Source organism: Streptomyces sp. NPDC007917, assembly GCF_042959105.1.
Lineage (GTDB): Bacteria > Actinomycetota > Actinomycetes > Streptomycetales > Streptomycetaceae > Streptomyces.
The window spans coordinates 375207-399935 of the sequence record NZ_JBIBKK010000001.1 but is presented as its reverse complement, the minus strand read 5'-3'; the positions used below and the strand labels follow the sequence as shown (position 1 = coordinate 399935).

General features: G+C 73.7%; 20 protein-coding genes. 11 read left to right on the top strand and 9 right to left on the bottom strand.

Translation table 11 applies throughout. The features are described from left to right. Positions 1–11 precede the first annotated feature (11 nt). Both hemG and hemQ read left to right on the top strand, forming a co-directional pair. The gene (hemG, locus tag ACFZDL_RS01745; protein WP_353591086.1) at positions 12–1520 is read left to right on the top strand and encodes a protoporphyrinogen oxidase; all 1509 of its coding nucleotides are present in this window, start codon (positions 12–14) and stop codon (positions 1518–1520) included. A gap of 5 nt (positions 1521–1525) precedes the next feature. Continuing rightward, entirely contained in the window at positions 1526–2263 is a 738-nt protein-coding gene (hemQ, locus tag ACFZDL_RS01740) for a hydrogen peroxide-dependent heme synthase (RefSeq protein ID WP_353591087.1), read from the top strand. Between the two features lie 35 nt (positions 2264–2298). Here hemQ and ACFZDL_RS01735 read toward each other — a convergent pair whose 3' ends face one another. The 4 genes from ACFZDL_RS01735 to ACFZDL_RS01720 form a co-directional block, all read right to left on the bottom strand. Beyond that, a complete protein-coding gene (locus ACFZDL_RS01735) occupies positions 2299–3972 on the bottom strand; it encodes an alpha/beta hydrolase (protein ID WP_353591088.1) in 1674 nt (557 codons plus the stop codon). A gap of 134 nt (positions 3973–4106) precedes the next feature. Beyond that, positions 4107–4964 carry a TIGR04222 domain-containing membrane protein gene (locus ACFZDL_RS01730; RefSeq protein WP_353591101.1) on the bottom strand — a complete coding sequence of 286 codons (858 nt, stop codon included), beginning with the start codon at positions 4962–4964 and terminating at the stop codon, positions 4107–4109. 207 nt (positions 4965–5171) lie between these two features. Further along, positions 5172–6254, bottom strand: a complete 1083-nt coding sequence (locus tag ACFZDL_RS01725) for a TIGR04222 domain-containing membrane protein (protein ID WP_353590790.1) — start codon at positions 6252–6254, stop codon at positions 5172–5174. 5 nt (positions 6255–6259) lie between these two features. Continuing rightward, positions 6260–7666, bottom strand: a complete 1407-nt coding sequence (locus ACFZDL_RS01720) for a DUF692 domain-containing protein (RefSeq protein ID WP_353590789.1) — start codon at positions 7664–7666, stop codon at positions 6260–6262. A 371-nt stretch (positions 7667–8037) separates the two neighbouring features. Here ACFZDL_RS01720 and ACFZDL_RS01715 point away from each other — a divergent pair, with 371 nt between their 5' ends. Next, a complete protein-coding gene (locus tag ACFZDL_RS01715) occupies positions 8038–10110 on the top strand; it encodes a transglycosylase domain-containing protein (RefSeq protein WP_391190191.1) in 2073 nt (690 codons plus the stop codon). On the opposite strand, the gene ACFZDL_RS01710 is transcribed toward ACFZDL_RS01715, so the two are convergent. Then, positions 10094–11353, bottom strand: a complete 1260-nt coding sequence (locus ACFZDL_RS01710) for a hypothetical protein (protein ID WP_353590788.1) — start codon at positions 11351–11353, stop codon at positions 10094–10096. The genes ACFZDL_RS01715 and ACFZDL_RS01710 overlap by 17 nt on opposite strands. Before the next feature lie 271 nt (positions 11354–11624). On the opposite strand from ACFZDL_RS01710, the gene ACFZDL_RS01705 reads away from it, so the two are divergent. Then, positions 11625–12749: a chemotaxis protein gene (locus tag ACFZDL_RS01705; protein ID WP_353590787.1), complete on the top strand. Its 1125-nt coding sequence runs from the start codon at positions 11625–11627 to the stop codon at positions 12747–12749. Positions 12750–12866: 117 nt separating this feature from the next. Next, positions 12867–13781 carry a class I SAM-dependent methyltransferase gene (locus ACFZDL_RS01700; protein WP_353590786.1) on the top strand — a complete coding sequence of 305 codons (915 nt, stop codon included), beginning with the start codon at positions 12867–12869 and terminating at the stop codon, positions 13779–13781. Between the two features lie 60 nt (positions 13782–13841). On the opposite strand, the gene ACFZDL_RS01695 is transcribed toward ACFZDL_RS01700, so the two are convergent. Continuing rightward, complete coding sequence (locus ACFZDL_RS01695) at positions 13842–14651, bottom strand: peptidyl-tRNA hydrolase (RefSeq protein WP_353590785.1); 810 nt, start codon at positions 14649–14651, stop codon at positions 13842–13844. 68 nt (positions 14652–14719) lie between these two features. Between ACFZDL_RS01695 and ACFZDL_RS01690 the strand changes: the two genes are divergently transcribed. Next, positions 14720–16537: an ATP-binding cassette domain-containing protein gene (locus ACFZDL_RS01690; RefSeq protein ID WP_353590784.1), complete on the top strand. Its 1818-nt coding sequence runs from the start codon at positions 14720–14722 to the stop codon at positions 16535–16537. Positions 16538–16581: 44 nt separating this feature from the next. Beyond that, positions 16582–16785 carry a hypothetical protein gene (locus ACFZDL_RS01685; protein ID WP_353590783.1) on the top strand — a complete coding sequence of 68 codons (204 nt, stop codon included), beginning with the start codon at positions 16582–16584 and terminating at the stop codon, positions 16783–16785. Between the two features lie 40 nt (positions 16786–16825). On the opposite strand, the gene ACFZDL_RS01680 is transcribed toward ACFZDL_RS01685, so the two are convergent. Then, positions 16826–18220 (bottom strand): PhoX family protein, encoded by a 1395-nt coding sequence (locus tag ACFZDL_RS01680; protein WP_353590782.1) that lies wholly within the window; start codon positions 18218–18220, stop codon positions 16826–16828. Between the two features lie 136 nt (positions 18221–18356). Continuing rightward, positions 18357–19460: a cell division protein ZapE gene (zapE, locus tag ACFZDL_RS01675; RefSeq protein WP_353590781.1), complete on the bottom strand. Its 1104-nt coding sequence runs from the start codon at positions 19458–19460 to the stop codon at positions 18357–18359. Positions 19461–19527: 67 nt separating this feature from the next. On the opposite strand from zapE, the gene ACFZDL_RS01670 reads away from it, so the two are divergent. The 4 genes from ACFZDL_RS01670 to msrB all read left to right on the top strand — a co-directional run bounded on the left by ACFZDL_RS01670 (position 19528) and on the right by msrB (position 22935). Beyond that, on the top strand, positions 19528–20373 hold the full coding sequence (locus ACFZDL_RS01670; protein WP_353590780.1) for a pyrimidine reductase family protein: 846 nt from the start codon (positions 19528–19530) through the stop codon (positions 20371–20373). An 82-nt stretch (positions 20374–20455) separates the two neighbouring features. After that, the gene (locus tag ACFZDL_RS01665) at positions 20456–20932 is read left to right on the top strand and encodes an indole-3-glycerol phosphate synthase (protein WP_353590779.1); all 477 of its coding nucleotides are present in this window, start codon (positions 20456–20458) and stop codon (positions 20930–20932) included. Between the two features lie 150 nt (positions 20933–21082). Further along, a complete protein-coding gene (gene murC / locus ACFZDL_RS01660; protein WP_353590778.1) occupies positions 21083–22513 on the top strand; it encodes a UDP-N-acetylmuramate--L-alanine ligase in 1431 nt (476 codons plus the stop codon). 14 nt (positions 22514–22527) lie between these two features. Then, complete coding sequence (msrB, locus tag ACFZDL_RS01655) at positions 22528–22935, top strand: peptide-methionine (R)-S-oxide reductase MsrB (protein WP_353590777.1); 408 nt, start codon at positions 22528–22530, stop codon at positions 22933–22935. On the opposite strand, the gene treZ is transcribed toward msrB, so the two are convergent. Then, on the bottom strand, positions 22895–24703 hold the full coding sequence (gene treZ, locus ACFZDL_RS01650) for a malto-oligosyltrehalose trehalohydrolase (RefSeq protein ID WP_353590776.1): 1809 nt from the start codon (positions 24701–24703) through the stop codon (positions 22895–22897). The two genes, msrB and treZ, sit on opposite strands and share 41 nt — an antisense overlap. Between the last annotated feature and the right edge of the window lie 26 nt (positions 24704–24729).

The following is a 24729-nucleotide window of genomic DNA, read 5'->3' as shown; positions in this document are numbered from 1 at the left end:
AGAGTGGGTCTATGAGCGCAGCGAGCGGCCGTACGGGCCATGTCGTGGTCGTAGGCGGCGGGATCTCGGGGCTCGCGGCCGCCCACCGTCTCCTGGCCGGCGGGGCCCGGGTGACCGTGCTGGAGGCGTCCGGCCGGCTCGGCGGCAAGCTGTACGCGGGCGAGATCGCGGGCGTCCCCGTGGACCTCGGCGCCGAGTCGATGCTCGCGCGCCGCCCCGAGGCCGTGGACCTGGCGCGCGCGGTCGGGCTGGGCGACCGGCTGCAGCCGCCCGCGACGGCCACCGCCTCGCTGTGGACCCGCGGCGCGCTGCGGGCGATGCCCAAGGGCCATGTGATGGGCGTGCCCGGGGACCCGGCCCCGCTGGCCGCCTCCGGGGTGGTCTCGGACGAAGGGCTCGCGCGGATCGCCCAGGAGTCCCTGCTGCCGCCTGTGGAGCTGGGCGAGGACGTCGCCCTCGGCGGGTTCGTCGCCGCGCGGCTGGGCCGCGAGGTCGTGGACCGGCTGGTCGAGCCGCTGCTGGGCGGGGTGTACGCGGGCGATGTGTACCGGACGTCGATGCGGGCGGCGGTGCCGACGCTCTTCGAGGCGGCCCGTACGCACGGCTGGCTGACCGAGGGCGCGCGGGCGCTCGCCGCGCGGGCCGCGGCGGCGTCGGCCGGCCCGGTGTTCACGGGCATCGACGGGGGGATCGGGCGGCTCCCGCTCGCCGTCGCCGACGCGGTGCGCGCCGCGGGCGGCGAGATCCGCACCGGTGAGCCCGTACGGGAGCTGCGCCCGGCCGCGGCCACGGGCAGCCCCGGCAGCCCGGACAGCCCCGGCAGCACCGGCGCCCCGGGGGAGGGGCGGGTAGCGCGCTGGACGGTGGTCACCGAGCGCGGTGAGACGCTGGAGGCCGACGCCGTCGTGCTCGCCGCCCCCGCGCCCGTCGCGGCCCGGCTGCTCGCCGCCGACTCCCCGGCCGCCTCCGCCGAGCTGGCCGGCGTCGACTACGCCTCCATGGCGCTGATCACCATGGCCTTCCGCCGCGCCGACGTGGCCGGGCTCGCCCAGGGCAGCGGATTCCTCGTGCCGCCCGTCGACGGCCACACCATCAAGGCCGCCACCTTCTCCAGCCGCAAATGGGGCTGGGTGGGGGAGGCCGACCCCGATCTCTTCGTGCTGCGTACCTCGATCGGGCGGTTTGAGGACGAAGTGGACCTGAGCCGTGACGACGAGGATCTGGTAAGGCTGTCGCTCGCCGACCTCGGCCAGGCCATCGGCCTGGCCGCGCGCCCCGTCGCCACCCGCGTGAACCGCTGGGAGGGCGGGCTGCCGCAGTACCCCGTGGGCCACCTCGACCGCGTGGCCCGCATCCGCGCGGAGGTGGCCAAGCTCCCGGGCTTGAGGGTGTGCGGCGCGGTGTACGAGGGCGTGGGCATCCCGGCCTGCGTCGCGAGCGCCCGTACCGCCGCCGACGAACTGCTGGAAGTGCTGGCCGCCACCCAGGCGTGGGGCGCCGGGCGCGGAGAGCGAGAATAGGGACCATGACTGCTGCACCCGCTCCCGAGACCGCCCCGTCCGGCAAGGTTCCCAACGCCGGGAAGAAGGCCAAGGACCTCAACGAGGTCATCCGCTACACCCTGTGGTCGGTGTTCAAGCTGCGCGACCTCCTGCCCGAGGACCGCACCGGCTACGCCGACGAGGTCGAGGAGCTGTTCGCGCAGCTCGCCGCCAAGGACGTCACCGTGCGCGGCACCTACGACGTCTCCGGGCTGCGCGCGGACGCGGACGTCATGATCTGGTGGCACGCGGAGACCTCCGACGCCCTGCAGGAGGCGTACAACCTCTTCCGCCGTACCAAGCTGGGCCGGGCCCTGGAGCCGGTGTGGTCCAACATGGCGCTGCACCGCCCGGCCGAGTTCAACCGGTCGCACATCCCGGCGTTCCTGGCCGACGAGAACCCCCGCGACTACGTCAGCGTGTACCCCTTCGTCCGGTCCTACGAGTGGTATCTGCTGCCCGACGAGGACCGCCGCCGGATGCTCGCGGACCACGGCAAGATGGCGCGCGGCTACCCGGACGTGCGGGCCAACACGGTCGCCTCCTTCTCGCTCGGCGACTACGAGTGGATCCTCGCCTTCGAGGCCGACGAGCTGCACCGGATCGTCGACCTCATGCGGCATCTGCGCGGCTCCGAGGCGCGCCGGCATGTGCGCGAGGAGGTGCCGTTCTTCACCGGGCGGCGCAAGCCGGTCTCCGAACTGGTCGCCGGGCTGGCCTGACCGGCGGCACCGTCCTCACGCGGCGCGGCCGCCGGTCACCAGGCCGCCGCGCCCACCGCCGGCGTCGGTTCCGCCGCTGGTGCCCTCACCAGGCCCGGCGGCGACCAGAGGCTGGGCTCGGGCGCCGCGCGCGGCGCGCAGGACACCGAGCGGCCAGGCGTCCGTCCAGTCAGCAGATAGGTGTCGACGTACCGGTTGACGCAGCCGTTCGGGCCGCCCCACAGCCCGTGCGTACCCGCCTTCCGCTCGGTCACCAGCGACGAGCCCGGCAGTCTGCGCCGCAGCTCCTTGGCGCCCTCGTACGGCGTGGCCGCGTCCCGCTCGGCGGCCAGCAGCAGCACAGGCGGCGGCGTCCCGCGCCCCGCGCCGCCCCCCGGACCCACCGTCAGCGGCCGCTGCCGCGGCGCTGACCAGTAGGCGCACGGCAGGTTCATCGCCACGTTGTCCCAGGTCTCGAAGGGCGCGCGGCGGGCCAGCGCGGTGTTGTCGCGGTTCCACTTCGCCCAATCCCGGGGCCAGGGCGCGTCGTTGCACTGGACGGCCGTGTAGACGGCGTTGCCGTTCTCCTCGGACACCGCCTCGGCCGGGTCGGGCGCGGCCAGCGCGACCAGGGGCCCGGCGTCGCCGCGCAGATAGGCGGCCAGCGCGTGGGCGCTCGGGTCCCAGTAGGCGTCGTTGTAGACGGTGCGCGCATAGGCGTCCTGCAGCTGCGCGGTGCCCACCTTCCCGCCCGCCGGGTGGCGCGCCAGCCGGCGCCGGGCCTTCTTGTACGAGGCGGACACCTCGGCCGCGGTGTCTCCCAGGTGGTAGACCTCGTCATACCGGGCGGCCCAGCGGCGCCAGTCGCGCCAGCGCCGCTCGAAGGCCAGCGACTGTTTCAGATTGCTGCGGTACCAGATCTGCCGCGGATCGGGGTCGACCACGCTGTCGAAGACCATGCGGCGCACATGCCCGGGGAAGAGCGTGGCGTAGACCGCGCCGTAGTAGGTGCCGTAGGAAGCCGCCATGAAGTTGAGCCGCTTCTCGCCGAGGGCGGCGCGCAGCACATCGAGGTCGCGGGCGTTGTTGAGGGTCGTGTAGTGGCGCAGCGCACGGCCCGCGCGGCGGGCGCAGCCGGCCGCGTAGGCCCGGGCCCGCTTCACCATCTTCCGCTTGAAGGCGGCGGAGGGGTGCACGGGGAAGTTCGTCGGCGCCTTGGCGAAGGCGGCCGGGTCCGCGCAGGACAGCGGCGCCGAACGGCCCACTCCGCGCGGTGCGTAGCCGACGAAGTCGTACGCCTCGGCGGCCTTCTTGAACCCGGCCACACGGGCGTACGCGGGGAACGCCATGCCGGAGGCGCCGGGGCCGCCCGGGTTGTAGACCAGCGCGCCCTGGCGGCGCTCCCGGGGGCCGGTGGCGCGGAGCCGGCTGACGGTGAGGGACAGCTGGGTGGAACGGGGATGCGCGTAGTCCAGCGGCACCTTGACGGTGCCGCACCGGGCGGCGGCGGGCAGTTCGTCGCCGGGCGCGCAGCGGCCGAAGTCGATGCCGCGGGCGGCGGCGCGCCGGGCGGCGAGCGCCACGCCCCGGTCCTCGGCGGTGTCGCCGCGGCGGACCGGGGCGGTGGCGGTCGCGGCGGTGGCGGCGGGTGCCGGGGCGGCGAGCAGGGCGGCGGTGACCAGGGCCAGGGACAGCGGCCCGAGGGCGCCGTACAGCGGTACTGCTCTCACGGGCCGTCCCCTCGTGTTCCGTTCGTCTTCCGTCGCGTTCCGCGCGGTGTTCCGCGACGGTGCGTCATTTCATGACGAAAGGGATACTTGGCCCGGTGGTCGGCCATGTAAAGCACCGTGCCGAGGTGTCGGGGTCAATGACCCCAATGCGCCTTGAAGGCCGCGCGCAGGGCGGGGTCGGGGAGGGCCGAGGCGCCGTGCAGCGCGAGCACGGTCAGGATCTCGGCGTCGGCGCGCTCCCGGCCGTACGCGCCGCCCCCGCCGTCACTGTCCCTGCCGTCGCCGTTCCGGCCGTGGGCGGACCGGGCGGGTCGGGCGGGCCGGGCGGGCCGTGGCCGGGGCGTCTCGATCCGGCCCAGCAGCTTCTGCCCGGCGGGCGAGGCCCACCGGGTGTACGGGTGCGCCTCGACGCGGGCTATCGCCAGGCAGCTGAGGGTCAGCAGCAGCGGCAGCGCGAACCACGCGGCCGCCTTCCCCCGCCCCGCGTCCGGCTCCACGACCAGCAGCGCCGCCGCCCCCATGAGCAGGACAAGACCGGCCGCCGCCCGCACCTGACGGACCGCCGCCGCCACGTTCGTACGCGCCGCCGCGGGCACCGCGAGCCCGGTGGCCACCAGCCGGTCGGCGAGCGCCCGCACCGGCGCCGCGCCGGCGAGCGCGGCCCGCACCGGAGGGACGGGCGACTGGCCGTCCGGGCCTATCGCGGCGATGACCGAGCGCTCCAACTCGTCACGGCCGTCCGGGTCGACCACCGTGACCCAGCCGGTGTGCGCCAGCAGCAGCCGGCGCTGCCGGTCCATCGCCACCAGCGCCACATCCCCGACCCGCTGGGGACCGCCGGACAGGAACGCCGCCTCGTACAGGCTCAGCCCGCGGCGGCCGGCCCCGGCGCCCTCGGGCTCCCGGGCGGCGGCGACGGCGGCCGCGCACAGCCGGGCACAGGAGGTGACGGCGGCGGCACAGGCGACGAGCAGGAACAACAGCCAGAGCATGGCCGAGTTGTACTCGACCCGGCCCGCCTCCCGCCAGGGCATTTCACCAGATGAACGCGGCGAAGCGGCGAATGCGGCGAACGCCCGCGAACGCGGCGGGCGAACCGGCCGGCAGGGCGCCGGTCCGCCGGGGGCGCCGGGCGCCGGGGCGCCGGCGCGACGGGGGCGCCGTCCGGGGCCGGTCCGGCGCCGCCGCCGCGCCGCGGGTCAGCCGCCCCCGCAGCCGCCGCCTCCTCCGCCGCCTCCGCAACCGCCCCCGCCGCCGCAGCTCGAGCCACCCCCGCAGCTCGAGCCACCGCTCCCGCCCCCACAGCTGGAGCCGGAGCCGGAACCGCCCCCGCAGCTGGAACTGCCGCAGCTGGAGCCGCCACCCCCCGAGGTGCCGCACCACGAGCCGCTGGTACCGCAGTACGTCGCGGACGAGGAGCCGGACGAAGACGAGGAGGACGAGGAGGACGAGGAAGACACCGAAGACCCGGCCGAGGCCGCCGCGGCGGTCTGGGCGCGGTGCGCCTCCATCAGGTGGTCCCGCAGCAGTTCCTCGGCGGCCAGCGCGCCCACACCCGCCAGCGCGACGGTCTCGGCCACCGACGCCGTCCGTGTGCCGGTCCGGTGCGGGGTGCCGTCCTGCGGCTCGGTCGAGACGTAGGCGAGGTCCTGCCGGAACGCCGCCAGCGCCCGCTTCCCGGCCGCCGTGATCCGCTTCCTGTTCGCGGCGCCGCAGATCACGCCGACCAGGAAGCCGCCGAACAGCGCCGGGAAGATCCTGAAGATCAGCGGCAGCCCGCCGTCGTACCCTCCCGACTCCTCGACGGAGGTTCCCCAGATGCCCAGGAACACGCCCAGGACCGCGGCGACGGTCTGGGCGGCGGCCAGCCGCCGCCAGAAGTTGATCCTGTGCGGCCGCACCAGCATCCCGCGCTCCGCGAGCCGGTCGCCGATCGACTGCACCGCCGGATGGCGCATCAGCTCCGAGCGCAGCAGGGCCAGTCCGCCGTGCGGCGTGCGGGAGTGCACCTCGAGCAGCGCCTGCTCGACCGCGTCGCGGGCGACCGGCTGCCGCACCGAGACCACCCCGGGGCCGCCCACGGCCAGCCGGCCGTCGGCGTGCATCGCGCAGATCACCGTGTCGGCCACCCGGCCCGGGCCGGCCTCCAGGAAGGCGGCCTCCAACAGATCGTGTACGCGGCCGTCCGCCACCGGGCGGCCCGCGCTCCGGGTGCGGACCGTACCCGTGATGAGCGCCGCCGACGACGCGGCGAACGCCAGATAGACCAGTTCCGTCTTCATCTCCATCACCTTCCGAGCAGCGCGCGTCGGGCGGCCCGCGCCAGGCGCGCCGCGGGGCCGGGCCGTACCGGAGCGGGTCCCGACCGCTCCCGCCACCACTGCGTCAACTGCCGCCGCGCCGCGGGGTCCTCGGGCCGCTCGGCGGCCAGCAGATGCTCGGCGAACGCCAGGGCGTCGCGGCGGTAGCCGCCGGTCATCGGACGGCCCCGCGCATAGTCCAGGAACGCGGGGCGGTAGTCCGCGCCCAGGATGCGCGGCAGCTCGGGGGCGACCTTCCCGACCACATCGGCCCGCTTGGCCGCCAGCGCCCGGCTCTGCACCCCCAGCCGCCGCCGGTCGAACCCCTCGGGCGCGGGGGCGCCCGCCACCAGCGAGGACAGCAGGGACGTCTGGGCGAGCGCGATCCGCTCCCGGGCGCCCTCCACGGCCTGCGGCGCGGGCGCCGGCCCAGCCGCCACCAGCACTCCATGGGCCTCGGGGACCTTGCGGGCCTCGGCAGCTCCGGGAATCCCAACGGCCGCGGGGTCCCCAACAGCCACAGAAATCCCAACGGTGCTGGAACCCCCCACAGCCCCGGAACCCCCCACAGCCGCCTTGGCCGTCACGGCGCGGATCGCATCGAGTTCGGCCGCGAGCTCCTCGGTCGCGGGGAAGTTCTCGTCGCGCTCCAGCAGCACGCCGGGCGGCGTCGTACGGGCGCACAGCTCGGCCAGCACATCCAGCACCGGCTGGGTCACCGGGTGGGCGTGGCTGTCGTGCCACACCCCGTCCCGCTCGACCCCGCCCGCCACATGGACATAGGCGATGGCCCAGGTCGGCAGCTCGTCCAGGGCCGCGGCCGGGTCCTCGCCCCGGTTGACGCGGTTGGTGTGCAGATTGGCCACGTCGATCAGCAGCCGTACGCCCGTCCGCTCGACGAGCTCGGCGAGGAACTGCCCCTCCGTCAGCTCCTCGCCCGGCCAGGCGATCAGCGCCGCGATGTTCTCCAGGGCCAGCGGCACCGGCAGCGACTCCTGGGCGATGCGGACGTTCTCGCACAGCACGTCCAGCGCGTCGCGGGTGCGCGGCACCGGCAGCAGGTGCCCGGCCTCGGCCGTCGGCGAGGCGGTGCGCGGGCCGCCCGCCCGTACGAACGCGATGTGCTCGGTGACCAGCGGCGAGCCCAGCGCCTCCGCCCGCTCGGCGAGCGCCGCGAGCCGCCGCGCGTCCGGCCGCTCGGCGCCGCCGAGGCCGAGCGAGACGCCGTGCGGGACGACCGTCGTACCGCGCTCCCGCAGCCGTCGCAGGCCGTCGGGGAGGTGGCCCGGGCAGATGTTCTCCGCCACCACCTCCACCCAGTCGATGCCCGGCAGCCGCTCGATGTCATCGGCGATCTCCGGGCGCCATCCAATACCGGTTCCGAGGCGCCTCATGGCTTCCCCCTCCTCGTTCCGTCCCCTCGTCTGGGGGTGATGACCCCGTTGGAGAAGGACGAACCCAGGAGCGGTCCGGTTCAGAGGTTCATTTGAGCTTCGGGCGTTCACGCCCAATGTCCGCGTGCCGGACGTGATCCGCGTCGCGGAATATCATTACTGTTACAAAAATTTGGTGCTCTGAGGCGACAGATGTTCGGAAAGCATCATAGGGTCATGTCGTCTTCGGGGGGACGGACCATCAGATCTTTGGCCGCGCCCCGCGCGCGGATCGTGGGGGACACGTGCAGGGCAGCAACAACGCCGGGGGCAGACACCGCCGTCAGGCACCGAGCCGCAAGGCCTCCGGCCGCAAAGCGCCCGGACCCAAGGTGCCCGGCCTCAAGGGACGGTCGGCCTCGGTGTGGTGGACGCTGCGCCGCTGGGCCGTCCGCGGCGCCAGGCTGGACTACCCCCGCGCGGGCAGGCGCGGCCCCTTGCGCTGGCTGCCCTCGTGGCGGCAGATGGCCATGCTCTTCCTGTTCTGCTTCGGCGGCCTGACCGGCGTGCTGAGCTATCTGTATCTGCAGACCGACATCCCGGATGACCTGAACGACTTCGCCACCCAGCAGGACAATGTGTACTACTGGGCGGACGGTAGCGAAATGGCCCGTACGGGACCCGTCAACCGGCAGGAGATCCCGCTCAAAAGGGTGCCGGAGAAGGTGCAGTGGGCGGTGCTCGCCGCCGAGAACTCCAGCTTCTACTCCGACAGCGGGATTTCGCCGAGCGGTGTGATGCGCGCCCTGACCCGGATGGTGACGGGGGGTGAGACGCAGGGCGGTTCCACCATCACCCAACAGTATGTGAAGAACGCCTATCTGAATCAGCAGCAGACCTTCTCCCGCAAGCTGACCGAGATGTTCATCGCCATCAAGCTGGACGACAAGATGAGCAAGGAGGACATCCTGGAGAGATATCTCAACACCAGCTGGTTCGGCCGCGGCACCTACGGCATCCAGCGGGCCGCCTACGCCTATTACGGCAAGGACGTCTCCCGGCTCAACCCGAGTGAGGGCGCGATGCTGGCGTCCCTGCTCAAGGGCGCCGGGAACTTCGACCCCGCGATCAGCGACAAGAACCACCGCCGGGCGGTGGACCGCTGGAAATGGGTCCTGGACCGGATGGTCGAGATCGGCAAGCTCTCCAAGTCCGAACGGGCCAAGTACACCAAATTCCCCGAGCCCAAGGCGCCCCCGAAACCGGAGGGGCTGACCGGTCAGGTCGGCTATCTCGTCGAGACGGCGAGGGCGTATGTGTCCTCCCACACCGACATATCCGCCGCCGATTTCGACCTGGGCGGCTATCAGATCCACACCACCTTCGAGAAGTCGAAGGTGAACCAGCTCGCCAAGTCGGTGGACACGATGCGCGACAGCCTCGACCCGAAGCACCGCAAGGAGGACCGGTATGTGAGGGTCGGCGCCGCGTCCGTATCCCCGGACGGCCGGATCGCCGCGCTCTACGGCGGCCCCGGCTATCTCGAACAGGGCTTCAACGACGCCAACGCCTCCACCGTCCCGGCCGGCACGTCCTTCACCCCCTTCGTCTACGCCGCCGCCCTGCGCGACGGCGTCCAGCTCGAACGCGGCGGCGCGCGCACCCCCGTCTCCCCGACCAGCGTCTACGACGGCAACGACAAGGTGGCCGTGCGCACGCCCGAGGGCCCGTACTGGGACCGCAGCGGCAAGATCGTGCGCGGGACGAACGACGGGCACCGCTCGTGGGGGCAGGTGACCCTGCGTCAGTCGATCGTGGAGTCGATCAACACCCCGATGATGCAACTGGGCATGGACGTGGGCCTGGACCGGGTGCGCAAGGCGTCCATCGACGCGGGCCTGCTGCCCAGCAGCTTCGGCGACAGGGTGCCCGCCTTCTCGCTCGGCACGGCCACCCCCAGCTCCATCCGCATGGCCAGCGCCTACGGGACCTTCGCCGCCGGGGGCAGGCACACCCCGCCGTACTCGGTCACCGGGCTCACCCACCAGGGCGAGCGGGTGCCCCTGGAGAAGCAGCCCGCGACCCGGGCGTTCAGCCCGGAAGTGGCCGCGCAGGTGGACGACGCGCTGCACGGGGCGGTGCAGACCGGGAGCGCGCGGTCGGCCGCGGCGGTCGGCACTGATGTGGCGGGCAAGACGGGTACCGAACAGGACAACACCTCGTCGTGGTTCGTGGGGTACACGAAGGAGATGTCGACGGCAGTCTCGCTGTCGCGGGTGGATCCGAAGACCCAGGAGCTGCTGCCGTTGGACGGACTGGGCGGAGCCGGGACCACCGGCACCTCCGGGACCCCCGCGGCCCCCGGGACTCCGGGGGCCGTCGACGGCACCACCTCGGGCACCGGATCCACCTACGCCATCGACATCTGGACGCGCTACATGAAGGCCGTCACTCCGCCTTCGTGAAGGTGGACCAGTCGGGCGCCTGCGCCGGGTCCAGCGTGCGCAGCTTCGCCAGGACCTTCGGGTCCTGGGCGTCCAGCCAGTCGGCGAGCTGCTTGAACGAGACGCACTCGACGCCCTCGCGGGGGCACACGTCCCGCATCACGTCCTCGATGGCCTGCATGTAGATGCCGCCGTTCCAGGTCTCGAAGTGGTTGCCGATGAACAGCGGCGCCCGGCTGCCGTTGTAGACGCGCTCGAAGCCGTTCATGTAGCCCTCGCGCGTCAGCCGCTCCCACTCCGGGTACTTCGCCGGGTCCCCCTCGGTGCTGTCACCCGACTGCTTGTAGAGGAAGTTGAAGTCCATCGAGAGGACCTGCTTCTCGCTCTCCGGGTAGGGCACCAGCTGCAGCGGGAAGTTCCAGATCCCGTCGATCTTCGACGGCCAGATCTGGAAGTCGCCGGGCGAACTCGCGTCGTACCGCCAGCCCATGGACTTGATGGCCGGGATCAGGTTCTTCTGCCCCTCCAGGCACGGGGCCCGGCCGCCCACCAGCTCCTCGTCGTAGTCGAAGGGCAGCGGGGCCACGTCGGTGAAGCCGGTGTTGGTCTTCCAGTTCTTCACGAAGGAGTACGCCTGCTCGGTCTCGCTCTTCCACTCCTCCGTGCTCCACTCCCCGCCGCCCTTGGGGCCGCAGAAATGGCCGTTGAAGTGGGAGCCGATCTCGTTGCCCTCCTGCCACGCGCCGCGCAGCTGCTCCAGTGTCTCCCTGATGTGCTCGTCGGTCGGGTAGGAGATCGCGGCCGAGCCCCGCTTGTGCTGGGGCGGCTGGTAGAGGTCGCTCTTCGACTCGGGCAGCAGGTACATGCCGCTCAGGAAGAACGTCATCGTGGCGTCGCTCTCCTTGGCCACGTCGCGGAAGTGGGAGAAGAGGTGGTCGCCGTTCTCCAGCGCCCCGTCCCAGGAGAAGACCACGAACTGCGGCGGCTTCTCCCCGGGTTTCAGCCTCTTGGGCTTGAGCTGCTTCGGCTGCGGCCCGGTGTACGAGGTGGAGCCGTCCCCGAGCACCTTGACCTTGCCGTCCCAGTCGGCGTACTTGCTCTTCTTCTTCTTGGTGCCGGGAGCGGTCCCGCCCGGCGCCGGGGACGCGCCGGCCACCGCGGCCTTCTTGCCGGACGATCCGTCGGCCTCGCCGCCCGGCAGTACGGTGAGCAGAACGGCGACGACGACGGCCACGGCGACCAAGGCACCCACGGGGCCCGTCACTCCATAGGTGTTCCTCGGCGTTAACGCCTTCAAAGCCTTCAAGGTCTTCAACCCCTTCACGGGTCCCGCCCCCTGAGACAGTACAAACGTACGGCTCCCCAGTATCACTGAAGAATTACCGTCTCTTCACACAGGCCCCGCAGTGACGCACACGGCCCCCGCATCGGGCGGTTGCCTCAGCCGACCGTGTGAACCGGCCGTCGCCCCGCGATGCGCCGCCGCCGGTCCTGGGTGATGCTGGATAGACACGTCGAAAGGCGAGAGGCAACGGATGCGTACCACCGGACTGACATCCCGCACGCTGACAGCCCTCCGCGCCAGGCGCCCCTACCCCGCGGTCACCATCACCCTGCCCACCCACCGGCGCGACCCCTACCGCCCGGCGGACACCGTGCGTCTGCGCAATCTGATCGCCGAGGCCAAGCGCCGCCTGGAAGCGGATCCGGACGTGCCGCGCGAGGCCCGCTACGACATCAGCGAACAGCTCGACCGGGCCATGGCCGACGTGGACCTGCGCTCCGCCCTGGACTCGCTGGTGATCTTCGCGGCCAAGGGCGAGTGGGAGGTGTGGGCCCTGCCGAGGACCGCACCCGAGCGCGTCGTCTTCAGCGACACCTTCCTGACCCGCAACCTCGTCGCCGCGCGGGAGCGGACCCGCCCCTACTGGGTGCTGGCGGTCTCCGTGGACCGTACGGCGCTGTGGCGGGGCAGCGACAGCACGCTCCAGGAGGAGCGGACGGCGGGCTTCCCCCTGGAGCCCGAGCCGAAGTACAACGAGGACACCGAGCGCGAGGAGCAGATCGGCGACGTGCCAGGACCGTACGACGACGAGGGCACCCGCACCTATCTGCGGCAGGTCGACACCGCCCTGGACGCCCTGCTGGCCACCGACCCGCGCCCGCTCTACCTGGTCGGCCTCGCGCCCGCGCTGAGCCTCCTGGAGGAGGTGGGCTCGGCGGCGAAGGCGGCCGTCAGCAAGGTCGTCAAGGGCGGGCTGACCAACGGCCCGGCCCGCGCCCTCGCCGACGCCCTGCGCCCCGCCCTGTGGGAGCAGGCGGAGCGGCACACCGAGCGCGTCCTGGAGCGCATCGGGCAGGCGCAGGGGCGCCGCGCCTTCGCCGCCGGTCTCGAGGAGGTGTGGCAGGTGTGCAAGGAGGGGCGCATCGAACTGCTCGCCGTCGAGGAGGGCTACCAGCGGACGGTGAAGGTCACCGGGGAGCATCTGACCCCGGTCGACCCGGAGGAGACCTCGCCCGCCGAACTGGGCACGGCGGTGCTGGAGGACATCGTGGACGAGATCATCGAGACCACGCTGGACCGGGGTGGGGAGGTCGCCTTCGTCCCGGACGGCTGCCTGGCCGCGCACGAGCGGACAGCGGCGGTCCTGCGCTTCTGACGTCTGACGGGTCTTCGGTCACACAACGCTCACAGGGGGTACGACGCGGCGTTGCCTGCCGCTGCCAACGTGGCGGCCGGTCACCCCCCCACCGCAAGCGACCGAGGACACCACCCCATGACGGCAACCGCCCCGCGCGCGGCGCAGCGACCCCGCACCCTCAACGAGGTCAAAGGATGGTTCCCCAGCCTGGACCAAGTGCTCTTCGACCGCTTCCTGTCCCGCCAGAAACGGCTGGGACAGCGCGGGGACCTGCTGGAGATGGGCGCCTACCTGGGCAAGAGCGCCATCTTCACCGCCGGCTATCTGCGGGCGGACGAGCGCTTCACCGTCTGTGACCTCTTCGACGCGCCCGCGCCCGACGAGCGGAACGCGGCGGAGGCCAGGAAGTCGTACGCCACCTTGACCCGGGTCGCCTTCGAACAGAACTACCTGGCCTTCCACGACGCACTGCCCGACGTCGTGCAGGGACCCACCTCCCTCGTCCCGCACCATGTCGCCCCCGGCAGCTGCCGCTTCGTCCACGTCGACGCCTCGCATCTGTACGAGCACGTGGCGGGCGACATCGACGCCGCCCGCACGGCGCTGGTGCCGACCGGTGTGGTGGCCCTGGACGACTTCCGCTCCGAGCACACCCCCGGCGTGGCGGCCGCCACCTGGGAGGCGGTGTTCGTGCGCGGGCTGCGGCCGGTGTGCCTGAGCACCCAGAAGCTCTACGGCACATGGGGCGACCCCGAGCCGCTGCAGGAGGAACTGCTCGCCGACGAGGAGTGGTGCGCCGGGGCGCACCTGAGTGTGCAGCAGATCGCCGGGCAGCGGGTGCTGCGCTTCTCGGGCCGCCCGCCCAACCCGGAGGCGCCCCGGTCCCGCTACGCCGACGAGCTCCGCGAGCCCGACGCCGCGGCCGAGCCGGAGCGTGCCGCGCGGTCAGCGCGGTCCGTGGCGCGCCGCCGCGGCCCGGTGCGCAGGCTCGCGGCCGACGTCCTGCCGCCGGTCGTCACCCGCGCGATCCGCCGCCGGGGCGGCAGATAAGTGCGCCAGATAAGTGGGGAAGGGGCTGGTCAGCCTCATCCGGCCTGATGAAGGGGCTGATCAGACCCCGTCCGCCCGGTGCCCCGGGCCGCCGGGGCCGCGCAGGGCCGGGTGGTCCGCGACGACCGTGCACGAGCCGGGCGCGATCTCGGTGTACCCCGCGTCACGCACCACGGGCAGCCCGCCGGCGACCAGAGAGGCCCAGCGCTCCGCCGACGGGGTGCGCACCGACAGCGGGAAGCCCGCCGCGCGCCAGGCCGCGCGCGCCGCGTCGTCCAGCTCCCACCAGGCGAGCTGCGCGCCGTGCCCGGCCTGCGCCATCGCCTTGCCCGCCGACATGGTGACCTCCGGGTTCAGCCACAGCACCGGCCCGGCCAGGTCAGGCGCGGGCGGCGGCTCGGGGTCGTCCAGTTCGGTGCCCGAGACCTGCAGCTTGGCCAAGTCCTTCGGCCAGCCGTCGAGCGGCACCGGAGGGAAGACCCGCACCTGTGCCGCCGGCGGTCCGCCGTCCACGGCCGCCCGGCCGCCGACCGTGATCCCCGGCAGCGTCCCGGCCCGCCGCCACTCAGCGCCCCGCGCCCGCCGCACGACCTTGCGGATCCGGGCGTCCTGCCAGCTCCGTACGGCCTCGGCCCACTCGCCGTCCGGCGCCGTCGCCCGCTCGTCCGACAGCAGCACCAGCACGGCGCGCGCCGCCGTCTCCAGGGCGTCCGTACGGGCGGGCGGAGCGGCCTTCTCGATGCGCACCACCAAGGGCAGCACGAACTGCGGCGCGGCGTCCCGGTCGGTCTCCGAGCGCCGGAACGCGCTGGTGCGGACGCGGTCGTCGGAGCCGGCGGGGGCGTTGGGACGGGTGTCGGAGCTGGTCACGCGCCCCAGTGTGCCACCCGCGCCGTCGGCGCCCCCGGAACGTCCTCGACCGCATAGGCTCAACCGTTATGAGACTGCGTGGAGTTGGCCGCCGCTACGGCCTGCGAGGGGCGTGGGTGCTGCGCGGCGTCGACCTGGAGGTCCGACCGGGCTCGCTGATCCGGGTGATGGGGAGCAACGGCAGCGGCAAGTCCACCCTCCTGCGGCTGCTCGCCGGTATCGACGCCCCCACCACCGGCCGGATCTCCGCCCGTCCGCGCACCGCGTACGTCCCCGAGCGCTTCCCCGCGGACCTCCCCTTCACCGCCCTCGGCTACCTCACCCACCTCGGCCGCCTCCACGGCCTCGACCGCGCCACGGCGGCGCGCGGCGCCGAGGAGTGGCTGGAGCGGTTCGACGCGGCCGGACACGCCCACACCCCGCTCGCCGAGCTGTCCAAGGGCACCAGCCAAAAGGTCGCCGTCGCCCAGGCCCTCCTGGCCGCCCCCGGCCTCCTCGTCCTGGACGAGGCCTGGACCGGCCTCGACCAGGACGCCCGCGCCACGCTCGACGAGGCGGTCATCTCCCGCGTCACGGCCGGCGCGACCGTCGTCTACGTCGACCACGACCCCCGCCGCCTGGCCTCCTCCGCCGACGAGATCCTCCACATCACCGACACCCGGCTCGTACGGGCGCGGGACACGTCCGCCGCGCCCCTCCCGGGCGACCCGTCGCTCGGCGTGGACGGCGCGCCGGGTGGGCCGCGGGACGGGGGCTCGTACGGGGCCGGGGAGCCCGGCCATACGGCGGTGTGTGACGCGTCCGCCGCCGAGGTGCGGCGCCTCGCGAACGCGCGGCCGCAGGCGACCGCGGCCGAGGCGCGCGTATGCGTGGAGGTGGAGGGCCCGCCCGGGGCCGTGGTGCCGGACGGCCTGCCGGGTGCCCCGGTCGGCGAGCCGGGCCGGGGCGGCGTCGGCTCCGTGGTCCGGCTGACGGTCGCCGCCGCCCACTCCGACGCGCTGCTGCGCGCGCTGCTCACCGCGCGCCCGCCGTGGCACATCCGGGCGGTGACGCCCGTGGCGGGTCACGCCACGGACCAGGGGCCCGGCGACGGGCCGCGGGGGCGAGCCGGGCGGGGGTCCGGCGCGGGGTCCGCGCCCGTACCGCGGCGGGCCGGGGCGGGCGGCCGTGCGCCCGTACCGCGGTCGGCCACCGCCGGGGCGGGCGGCGGCCGTGCGCTGCCCGCTCTGCTGCGCTATCACGCCGCGCTGCTGGCCCGCTCGCAGCGCTGGGTGGCGCCGGTCGTCCTCTATGGCGCGTTCATGGCCATCGGCGTGATGGCGGGGCAGCCGATCCTCGACTCCTTCGGGTACGCCGCGGCCGCCCTGCTGCCCATCGCGGCCTGGCTGGTGCGGGTATGCGTCGGCAACGAGCCGCCCGCCGCGCGCAACTGCGCCGCCGCGGCGGCCGGCCCCGCCCGGGTCCATCTCAGCTCCGTGCTCACCGGGCTGGCCGCGGCGGCGGGGCTCGGCGTCGTGGGGGCGCTGTTCATCGCGTTGATCAGCGATCCGAAGACCTCCGACCAGCGGATCGACGTCTCCCGCTGGGACGCGACGGCCGCCGGGCTGCTCGCGGCTCTCACCTGCGCCCTGCTGGGCGCGGCGATCGGCGCGCTGTTCAGCCGTCCGCTGCTGCTCAGCACCGGCTGGGGCGTCCAGGCCACCGCGATCGCCTCGCTGCTGGTGCTGGTGGTCTCGGCGTCCCCCGCCAACGCCGTCGTATCCGGCCTGGTCAGCGGCTCGCACACCGGCACGGTGACGCTGCCCCTGGTGCCGCTCGCCCTGACCGGCGCGGCCGCCGCGGGGGCGACCGCGCTGGCCTGCGCGCTCAGCTCACGGCGGTCCTGAGATCCCGGCGGGCGCTCGGGCCGCCCCGGCGTAGGGTCGGGCGCATGGATGACCGTACGGACGACCTCACGCCGGGTTACTGCGAGCCTGCGGTCAGCCCGGGCCCGGACCGCGACGACGCCGGCCCGCCGTACGCGGACTGCGTGCTGTGCGGCGAGCCGACCGAGTACCCCGCGTCGCGGCCCGGGGTCACGCTGTGCCCCGTCTGCGAGTGGCAGGAGGCCCAGCGCACGGCCTGCTCCGGCTGACCGAGCCCGGAAGCAAGCCGCGCAGGCCGTAGCCGGGGACTCAGTGGCGCCAGGGCCCCGTCACCGCGAAGGTCGTGCCCGGGGTGTAGCAGTTCACGTACATCGTGCGCCGGTCCGGCGCGAAGGTCACCCCTGCGAACTCGCCCCACTCGGGCTCTTCCGGGGTTCCGATGTTCTGGCGTCCGCGCGCCATCGGATAGACCTCCCCGCGCCTGCTCAGCCCGAAGACATGCTGCGCGCCGTTGCCGTCCTCGCAGACCATCAGGCCGCCGCTGGGCGCGAGCGTGATGTTGTCGGGTGACTCGCCGGGCAGCTGGACGTCCGTGCTCGGGCCGAAGACGATCACCAGGGTGAGCCGCCGCTGCCGCGGGTCGTACCTCCAGATCTGCCCGTAGTGGTCGGCGGCCGAGCCGTCCGCGCTCTTGGCGAAGCTGGAGACGAAGTAGACGGACGAGCCGCCCCAGTAGCAGCCCTCCAGCTTCTGGGCGTGGGTGATGCCCTTGGGACCGAAGTCCTGGAACCGGATGGGCGTCTGCTGGGCGAGCGGGTCGGGGACCGGCACCCACTCGATGCCGTCGAAGGTCGTGCCGGTCTCCTGGACGGCCGACAGGTCGCGTACGCCGGGCACGCGCATCGCGTACAGGTCGCCGCCCGCGCGCAGCGACCCCGTGCCGCCGAGCGGCTTGCGCGGCTGGAAGCGGTAGAAGAGGCCGAAGGGCTTCTCGAAGGCGTCCTCGGTCTCGTAGACGATTCCGCTGCGCGGGTCGATCGCGATGGCTTCGTGCTGGAAGCGGCCCATGGCGGTCAGCGGCACGGCGCCGGTGCGGCGCGGGTCGTACGGGTCGACCTCGAAGATGAAGCCGTGGTCCTTGGTGTAGCCGTTGGTGCCGGCCTTGTCCTCGGTCTCCTCGCAGGTCAGCCAGGTGTTCCAGGGTGTGGGGCCGCCCGCGCAGTTGACGGCGGTGCCGGCGATGGCGACGTGCTCGGCGAGGACGCGGTTGCCGGCGTCGAGTTCGAGGGCCGTACAGCCGCCCATGCCCATGGGGTCGTAGGTGAGGCCCTGGACGGCGGGGACGCGGATCGCGGCGGTGGGGCGGTTCTCGTGGTTGCGGACCAGGTGGGTGCGGGCTCTGGTGCCGGCCCGGCCGGGGAAGGCGGCCATGCCGTCGTGGTGGCTGGGGACCTTGCCCTCGCCGGAGCGCAGCTCGTCGCCCTCGCGGGAGAGCACCCGGTAGCGGAAGCCCTCGGGGAGGTCGAGCAGGCCGTCGGGGTCGGGGACGAGCGGGCCGTAGCCGCCGGAGCCGGCCGCGGCCTCCGGGCCGGGCTCGGCGGCCACGGCCGTACCGGCGAAGAGTTCGGAGATGTTGCCTGCGAAGGCGATGGCGGCTCCGGCCGCACCACTGCGGGCCAGGACCTGACGTCGCGTTACTGACATGCGGTAACTCCCTGCTGGCGGACAGGAAATGTGACCGCACGTGTGTATCACGCGGATTCCCGCGCGGGAACCATGCGATCAACGGCCACGCCCGCGGGTAGGCCGCGCGGCCCAGCCACCGCCCCCGGCGCCCCCGCTACTCCGCCAGCCGCTTCGCGTCCCGCGCGAGCGCCGTGAGCCGCGATATCGCCCGGAAGTACTTCTTCCGGTAGCCGCCCTGGAGCATCTCCTCGCTGAAGAGACGGTCGAACGGCACCCCGGACGCCAGCACCGGCACCTCGCGGTCGTACAGCCGGTCCGCCAGCACCACCAGCCGCAGCGCGGTCGACTGGTCGGGCACCGGCCCGACCCCGGTCAGGCACACCGCCTCGATCTCGTCGCACATCGCGCCGTAGCGGCTCGGGTGGACCCGGGAAAGGTGCTCGAGGAGGGAGGGGAAGTCGTCGAGCGAGGCCCCGGGCGTGCGGTGCGCGGCGCGGGTGACGGTCTCGGCCGAGTACGGGGCGGGGGCCTCCGGCAGACCTCGGTGGCGGTAGTCCTCGCCGTCGATGCGCAGCGTCCGGAAGTGGGCGGACAGGCCCTGGATCTCGCGCAGGAAGTCGGCCGCGGCGAACCGGCCCTCGCCGAGCTTGCCGGGGAGGGTGTTGGACGTGGCGGCCAGCGCCACGCCCGCGTCGACGAGCTTGCCGAGCAGCGTGGAGACCAGCACCGTGTCGCCCGGGTCGTCCAGCTCGAACTCGTCGATGCACAGCAGCCGGTGGCCGCTGAGGGTCCGCACGGTCTGCTGGAAGCCGAGGGCGCCGACGAGGTTGGTCAGCTCGACGAAGGTGCCGAACGCCTTCCGCTCGGGCGGGGCCGCGGTGGCGTGCCAGAGGGAGGCCAGCAGATGGGTCTTGCCGACGCCGTAGCCGCCGTCCAGATACATCCCGCGCGGGCCGCGCGGCGCGGCGGGCCTGGTCTCCCGGCGGAACCAGCTCCTGCGGCGGCCGTCCCCCGGCCCGCTGTCGCCGCTGATGGAGGTGGCGAAGGCCGCCAGCTCCTTCACGGCCGTGGCCTGGCTGGGCTGCCCCGGGTCGGGGATGTAGTTGTCGAAGCTCACCGTCGAGAAGCGCGGAGGCGGGACCATCTCCGCCACCAGACGCTCGGCGGGGACGTGCGGCGTACGGGAGGCGAGAGCGGCGGGGGTCTGCTCGGCTATCGGACCCGCGGGGCTGTCGGTCGTGGTGGTTCGCGATGACACAAACTCCCAGCGTAGTCGCTTCGGGGGAGGTGACCGCCCGATAGGGAGGCATGTCACACTGCGGCCCATGCGACGCTTGTTCCCTTCGCCCGCCGAAACGCCCGCCGAAGCGCCCGTCGAAGCGCGCCCGGAAACGTCCCCACGAGACGGCCGGGAGCGCCGAGAAGACCGCGAGTGGGGGCTGGACGAGCTGGCCGAGGCGTACGCCTATCCGGACCTCCCGGCCGGGCCGGGGCGGCCCCCGGCGGCCTGGCTGCGGGCCAACATGGTGTCCTCGCTGGACGGAGCCGCCCACCACGACGGGCGGTCGCAGCAGCTGTCCTCCGCCGCCGACATGCGGATCTTCGGGGTGCTGCGCGGGCTGGCCGACGCGGTCGTGGTCGGCGCCGAGACCGTACGCAAGGAGGGCTACCGCCCGGCCCGCGCCCGCGAGGCGTTCGTCGCACGGCGTGCGGCGCAGGGCCGCCCGCCGGTGCCCGCGATCGCCGTGGTCAGCGCGAGCCTGGACCTGGACTTCTCGCTGCCGCTGTTCACCGAGCCGCTGGTGCCCACGCTCGTGGTCACCGGCGCGCAGGCCCCCGCGGACCGCCTGGCGGCGGCCCGGCGGTCGGGCGCCGAGGTGATCCTTGCGGGGGAGGGGGCCAGGGTCGATCCGGCGCGGGTGGTGGCCGCGCTCGCCGAGCGCGGCCTGACGCGGCTGCTGACGGAGGGCGGGCCCAAGCTGCTCGGGCAGTTCGCGGCGGCCGGGGTGCTGGACGAGCTGTGTCTGTCGCTGGCCCCGCTGGTCGCGGCGGGCGACGCGGCGCGGATCGTCAACGGTCCGGCGCTGGTGGAACCGGAACAGTTCTCTCTGTTTTCCGTGTTGGAGGACGCCGGGTTTCTTTTCACCAGCTACCGTCGGAAGCAGCAATAAGGCGATAATTGGGTTGAGTTAAAAAGGGAATATGCGGAATAAATCGCAGGAGAGGGCGCCGGCCGTGTTCACGAGCGTATTGATGATCGAGAAGCCTCTGAGCCCCGTCGACGTGGAATTCGTCACCACCCTGCACGGCGACGACCCGGTCTCCTTCGTCGTGCTCATGCAGCCACGGGGCAGCAAGGACCGGCTGCTGCGCGCGATCGACGACATCGCGCTCGGCGATCTGGAACACGCCGTCCAGGAGCGCGAGGAACCGGAGGGCCAGGAGGCGCTGGAGCCCGCCGAGCGCGCCCTGCGCCTTTCCCTCGCCGCCCTGCGCGCGGCGGGCAGCGAGGCCCGCGGGGAGGTCGTCCAGCGCCATCCGCTGGACGCGCTGCGCGGCGTGGTCGAGCAGGCCGGCGCGGACGAGGTGATCGTGCTGACCGAGCCGCACTTCGTGGAGGAGTTCTTCCACCGCGACTGGGCGTCGCGGGCGCGGCACAAGGTGGGCGTCCCGGTGCTCAAGCTCTTCTCGCACGCGGCCGACGAGGAGCAGCCGGCGACGGGCGCCTGACCACGCGGCGCGCTCCCGCCCCGAACCGCCCGCGCCCCTCCCGCACCCGCCCCCGCCGGTGTGCCGGACGGGCCTTCGCCGAACGCCTCCCCGCAAGGTGCGAGAATCGGGCCCGACAGCGACGAACCGCGACCCAGGGGAGACCCGCACATGGCACCGGCCGGCTTTGCCTCCGACGCGATGGCCCGACCGCACTTCATCGGCATCGGCGGCGCCGGGATGTCGGGCATCGCGAAGATCCTCGCCATGCGCGGCTCGCGGGTCGCGGGCAGCGACTCCAAGGACTCCCCGACCGTGGAGGCGCTGCGCGCCCTCGGGGTGAGCGTGCACATCGGCCACGCCGCCGAGCATCTGGCGACCGACGCCACCAGCGTGGTCGTCTCCAGCGCGATCCGCGCCGACAACGCCGAGCTGACGGCGGCCGCCGAGCGCGGCATCCCCGTCATACACCGCTCCGACGCGCTGGCCGGCCTGATGGACGGCGCCCGCCCGATCGCGGTCGCGGGCACCCACGGCAAGACGACCACCACCTCCATGCTGGCCGTCTCCCTCACCACCCTCGGCCTCGACCCGTCGTACGCGATCGGCGGCGACCTGGACGCCCCCGGCTCCAACGCCCACCACGGCGGCGGCGAGATCTTCGTCGCCGAGGCCGACGAAAGCGACCGCAGCTTCCACAAGTACGCGCCCGAGGTCGCGATCATCCTCAATGTGGAGCTCGACCACCACGCCAACTACGCCTCGATGGAGGAGATCCACGAGTCGTTTAAGACCTTCGTGGAGCGGATCCGGCCCGGCGGCGCGCTGGTCGTCTCCGCCGACCACCCCGGCGCCCGCGAGCTGACCGGCCGCGTCACCGGTCGTGACGGTCTGCGCGTGCTGACCTACGGCGAGGACCCGGGCGCGGACGTGCGCGTCCTGGACATCACCCAGCGGGGGCTGACCAGCGAGGTCACCGTCCTCCTCCCGGACACCCTGGGCGGCGGCGAGCTGACCTTCACCGTCTCCGTGCCCGGCCGCCACTACGCCCTCAACGCCGTCGCCGCCCTGACCGCGGGCACAGCCCTCGGCGTCCCCGCCCGCGAGCTGGCCCCCGCCCTCGCCTCGTACACGGGCGTCAGGCGCCGCCTCCAGCTCAAGGGCGTCGCGGCCGGGGTGCAGGTCATCGACTCCTACGCCCACCACCCCACCGAGATCTCCGCCGACCTCGAGGCGATCCGCGGCGGCGCGGGCGACGGCCGGGTGCTGGTCGTCTTCCAGCCGCACCTCTTCAGCCGCACCCGCGAGCTGGGCGTCGAGATGGGCCAGGCGCTCACCCTCGCCGACGCCAGTGTCGTCCTGGACATCTACCCCGCCCGCGAGGACCCCGTCCCCGGCATCACCAGCGCCCTGATCATCGACGCCGCCGCCGGCCACGGCGCGGACGTCACCGCCGAGCACGACCGGACGGCGGTCCCCGAGCTGATCGCCGGAATGGCCAAGCCCGGTGACCTTGTTCTCACCATGGGCGCGGGCGATGTCACCGATCTCGGTCCGGAGATCCTCGCCCGCCTGCGGAGCGTCGACAGCCCGGAGAGCTAGGAGAGTGTGAGTCCATGTCGTACGAGATCGACAAGCCGGAAGAGCAGTGGCGCGCGGAGCTGACCCCGCAGGAGTACCACGTCCTCCGCGAGGCCGGCACCGAGCGCGCCTTCACGGGTGAGTACACCGACACCAAGACGGCCGGCGTCTACTCCTGCCGGGCCTGCGGGGCCGAGCTGTTCCGCTCCGCGACCAAGTTCGAGAGCCACTGCGGCTGGCCGTCCTTCTACGACCCGGCCGACTCCTCCGCCGTCGAACTGATCGAGGACCGCTCGCTCGGCATGGTCCGCACCGAGGTCCGCTGCGCCCGCTGCGGCTCCCACCTCGGCCACGTCTTCGCGGGCGAGGGCTACCCGACCCCGACCGACCAGCGCTACTGCATCAACTCGATCTCGCTGCGTCTGGAGCCGGAGGAGGGCTGACCCCCGGCCCCCGCGGGGCGCCCCGCCGCAGCACCACGGCCGTCTCCGGCGGCAGCCGCAGGGTGCCGTCCGCGGCGGGCGGCTCGACGGGCCGCCAGGCGGCGACGACATCGAGGGGGCCGCCGGCGTGCGGGCCGAGCCGGGCCTCGGCCGGGCGGTCGTACGGGTTGATCACGACGCCCAGCGGTCCGCGCCAGAAGCTGACGCAGCCGTCCGCGGGGACGGACAGGCGGGTGGCGGACCACCGGGGGTCGGTCAGGGCCGGTTCGGAGCGGCGCAGGGCGATCAGCCGCCGGTGCCAGTCGAGCAGCTTCGCATGCGGTTCGCGGGACGGCTCGGTCCAGTCCAGGCAGGAGCGCAGCCGCGTCGCCGGGTCCTGCGGGTCGGGGACGTCCTCCTCCGCCCAGCCGTGGGCGGCGAACTCCCGGCGCCGGCCGCGCCGTACGGCCTCGGCCAGCTCCGGGTCCTGATGGTCCGTGAAGTACTGCCAGGGCGTGCCCGCCCCCCACTCCTCGCCCATGAAGAGCATCGGGGTGAAGGGCGAGCACAGCACGACGGCGGCCGCGCAGGCCAGCAGCCCGGGGGAGAGCCGGGCGGAGAGCCGGTCGCCGACCGCGCGGTTGCCGATCTGGTCGTGGGTCTGGGCGTAGCCGAGCAGGCGGTACGCGGGGGTGGTCAGGGTGTTCAGCGGGGCGCCGTGGCTACGGCCGCGGAACGCCGAGTACGTGCCGTCGTGGAAGAAGCCGCCGAGCAGGGTCTTGGTGAGGGCATGCGCCCCCTCGGCGGCGAAGTCGGCGTAATAGCCCTGCTGTTCGCCGGTGAGGAGGGTGTGGAGGGCGTGGTGGAAGTCGTCGTTCCACTGCGCGTGCAGCCCGTGGCCGCCCGCCTCGCGCGGGGTCGTGGTGCGCGGGTCGTTCAGGTCCGACTCGCCGATGAGGAACAGCGGCCGGCCCACCCGGGCGGCCAGCGCGTCCACGGCGGCGGACAGCTCGGCCAGGAAGTGGCGGGCGCGGGTGTCGCGCAGCGCGTGCACCGCGTCGAGCCGCAGCCCGTCCAGGCGGTAGTCGCGCAGCCAGGCGAGGGCGCTGCTCAGGAAGTACGCGCGGACCTCGTCGGAGCCGGCGGCGTCCAGGTTGACGGCGGCCCCCCACGGGGTGTGGTGGGCGTCGGTGAAGTACGGGCCGAACTCCGGGAGATGGTTGCCGGAGGGGCCCAGATGGTTGTGGACGACGTCCAGAACCACCCCGAGGCCGTGGCCGTGCGCGGCGTCCACGAAGCGCGCGAGCCCTTCCGGCCCCCCGTACGGCTCGTGCACCGCCCACGGCGCCACGCCGTCGTACCCCCAGCCGTGCGCCCCCGGGAACGGGCAGACCGGCATCAACTCGATGTGCGTCACGCCGAGTTCCGCGAGGTGCGGCAGGCGCCGGGCGGCCGCGTCGAAGGTGCCCTCGCGGGTGAAGGTGCCGATGTGCAGCTCGTACAGGACCGCGCCCGGCAGCGGCCGCCCCCACCACTCCCGCCGCCACCCGAAGCCGGCCGGGTCGACGACCGCGCTCAGACCCTCGGGGCCGTCGGGCTGGCGGCGGGAGCGCGGGTCGGGCAGCGGCGCGCCGCCGTCCAGCGCGAAGCCGTAACGCGCGCCGGGCCCCGCCTCGCCCGCCGCCCGCCACCACCCCTCCCGGGCCGGATCGCGCTCCATGGGGTGCGTACGGCCCTCCAGATGGAGCTCGACCCGCCCGGCGCGCGGCGCCCACACCTCGAACAGCACTGACGTCTCCTCACCTCAGCGGTGCC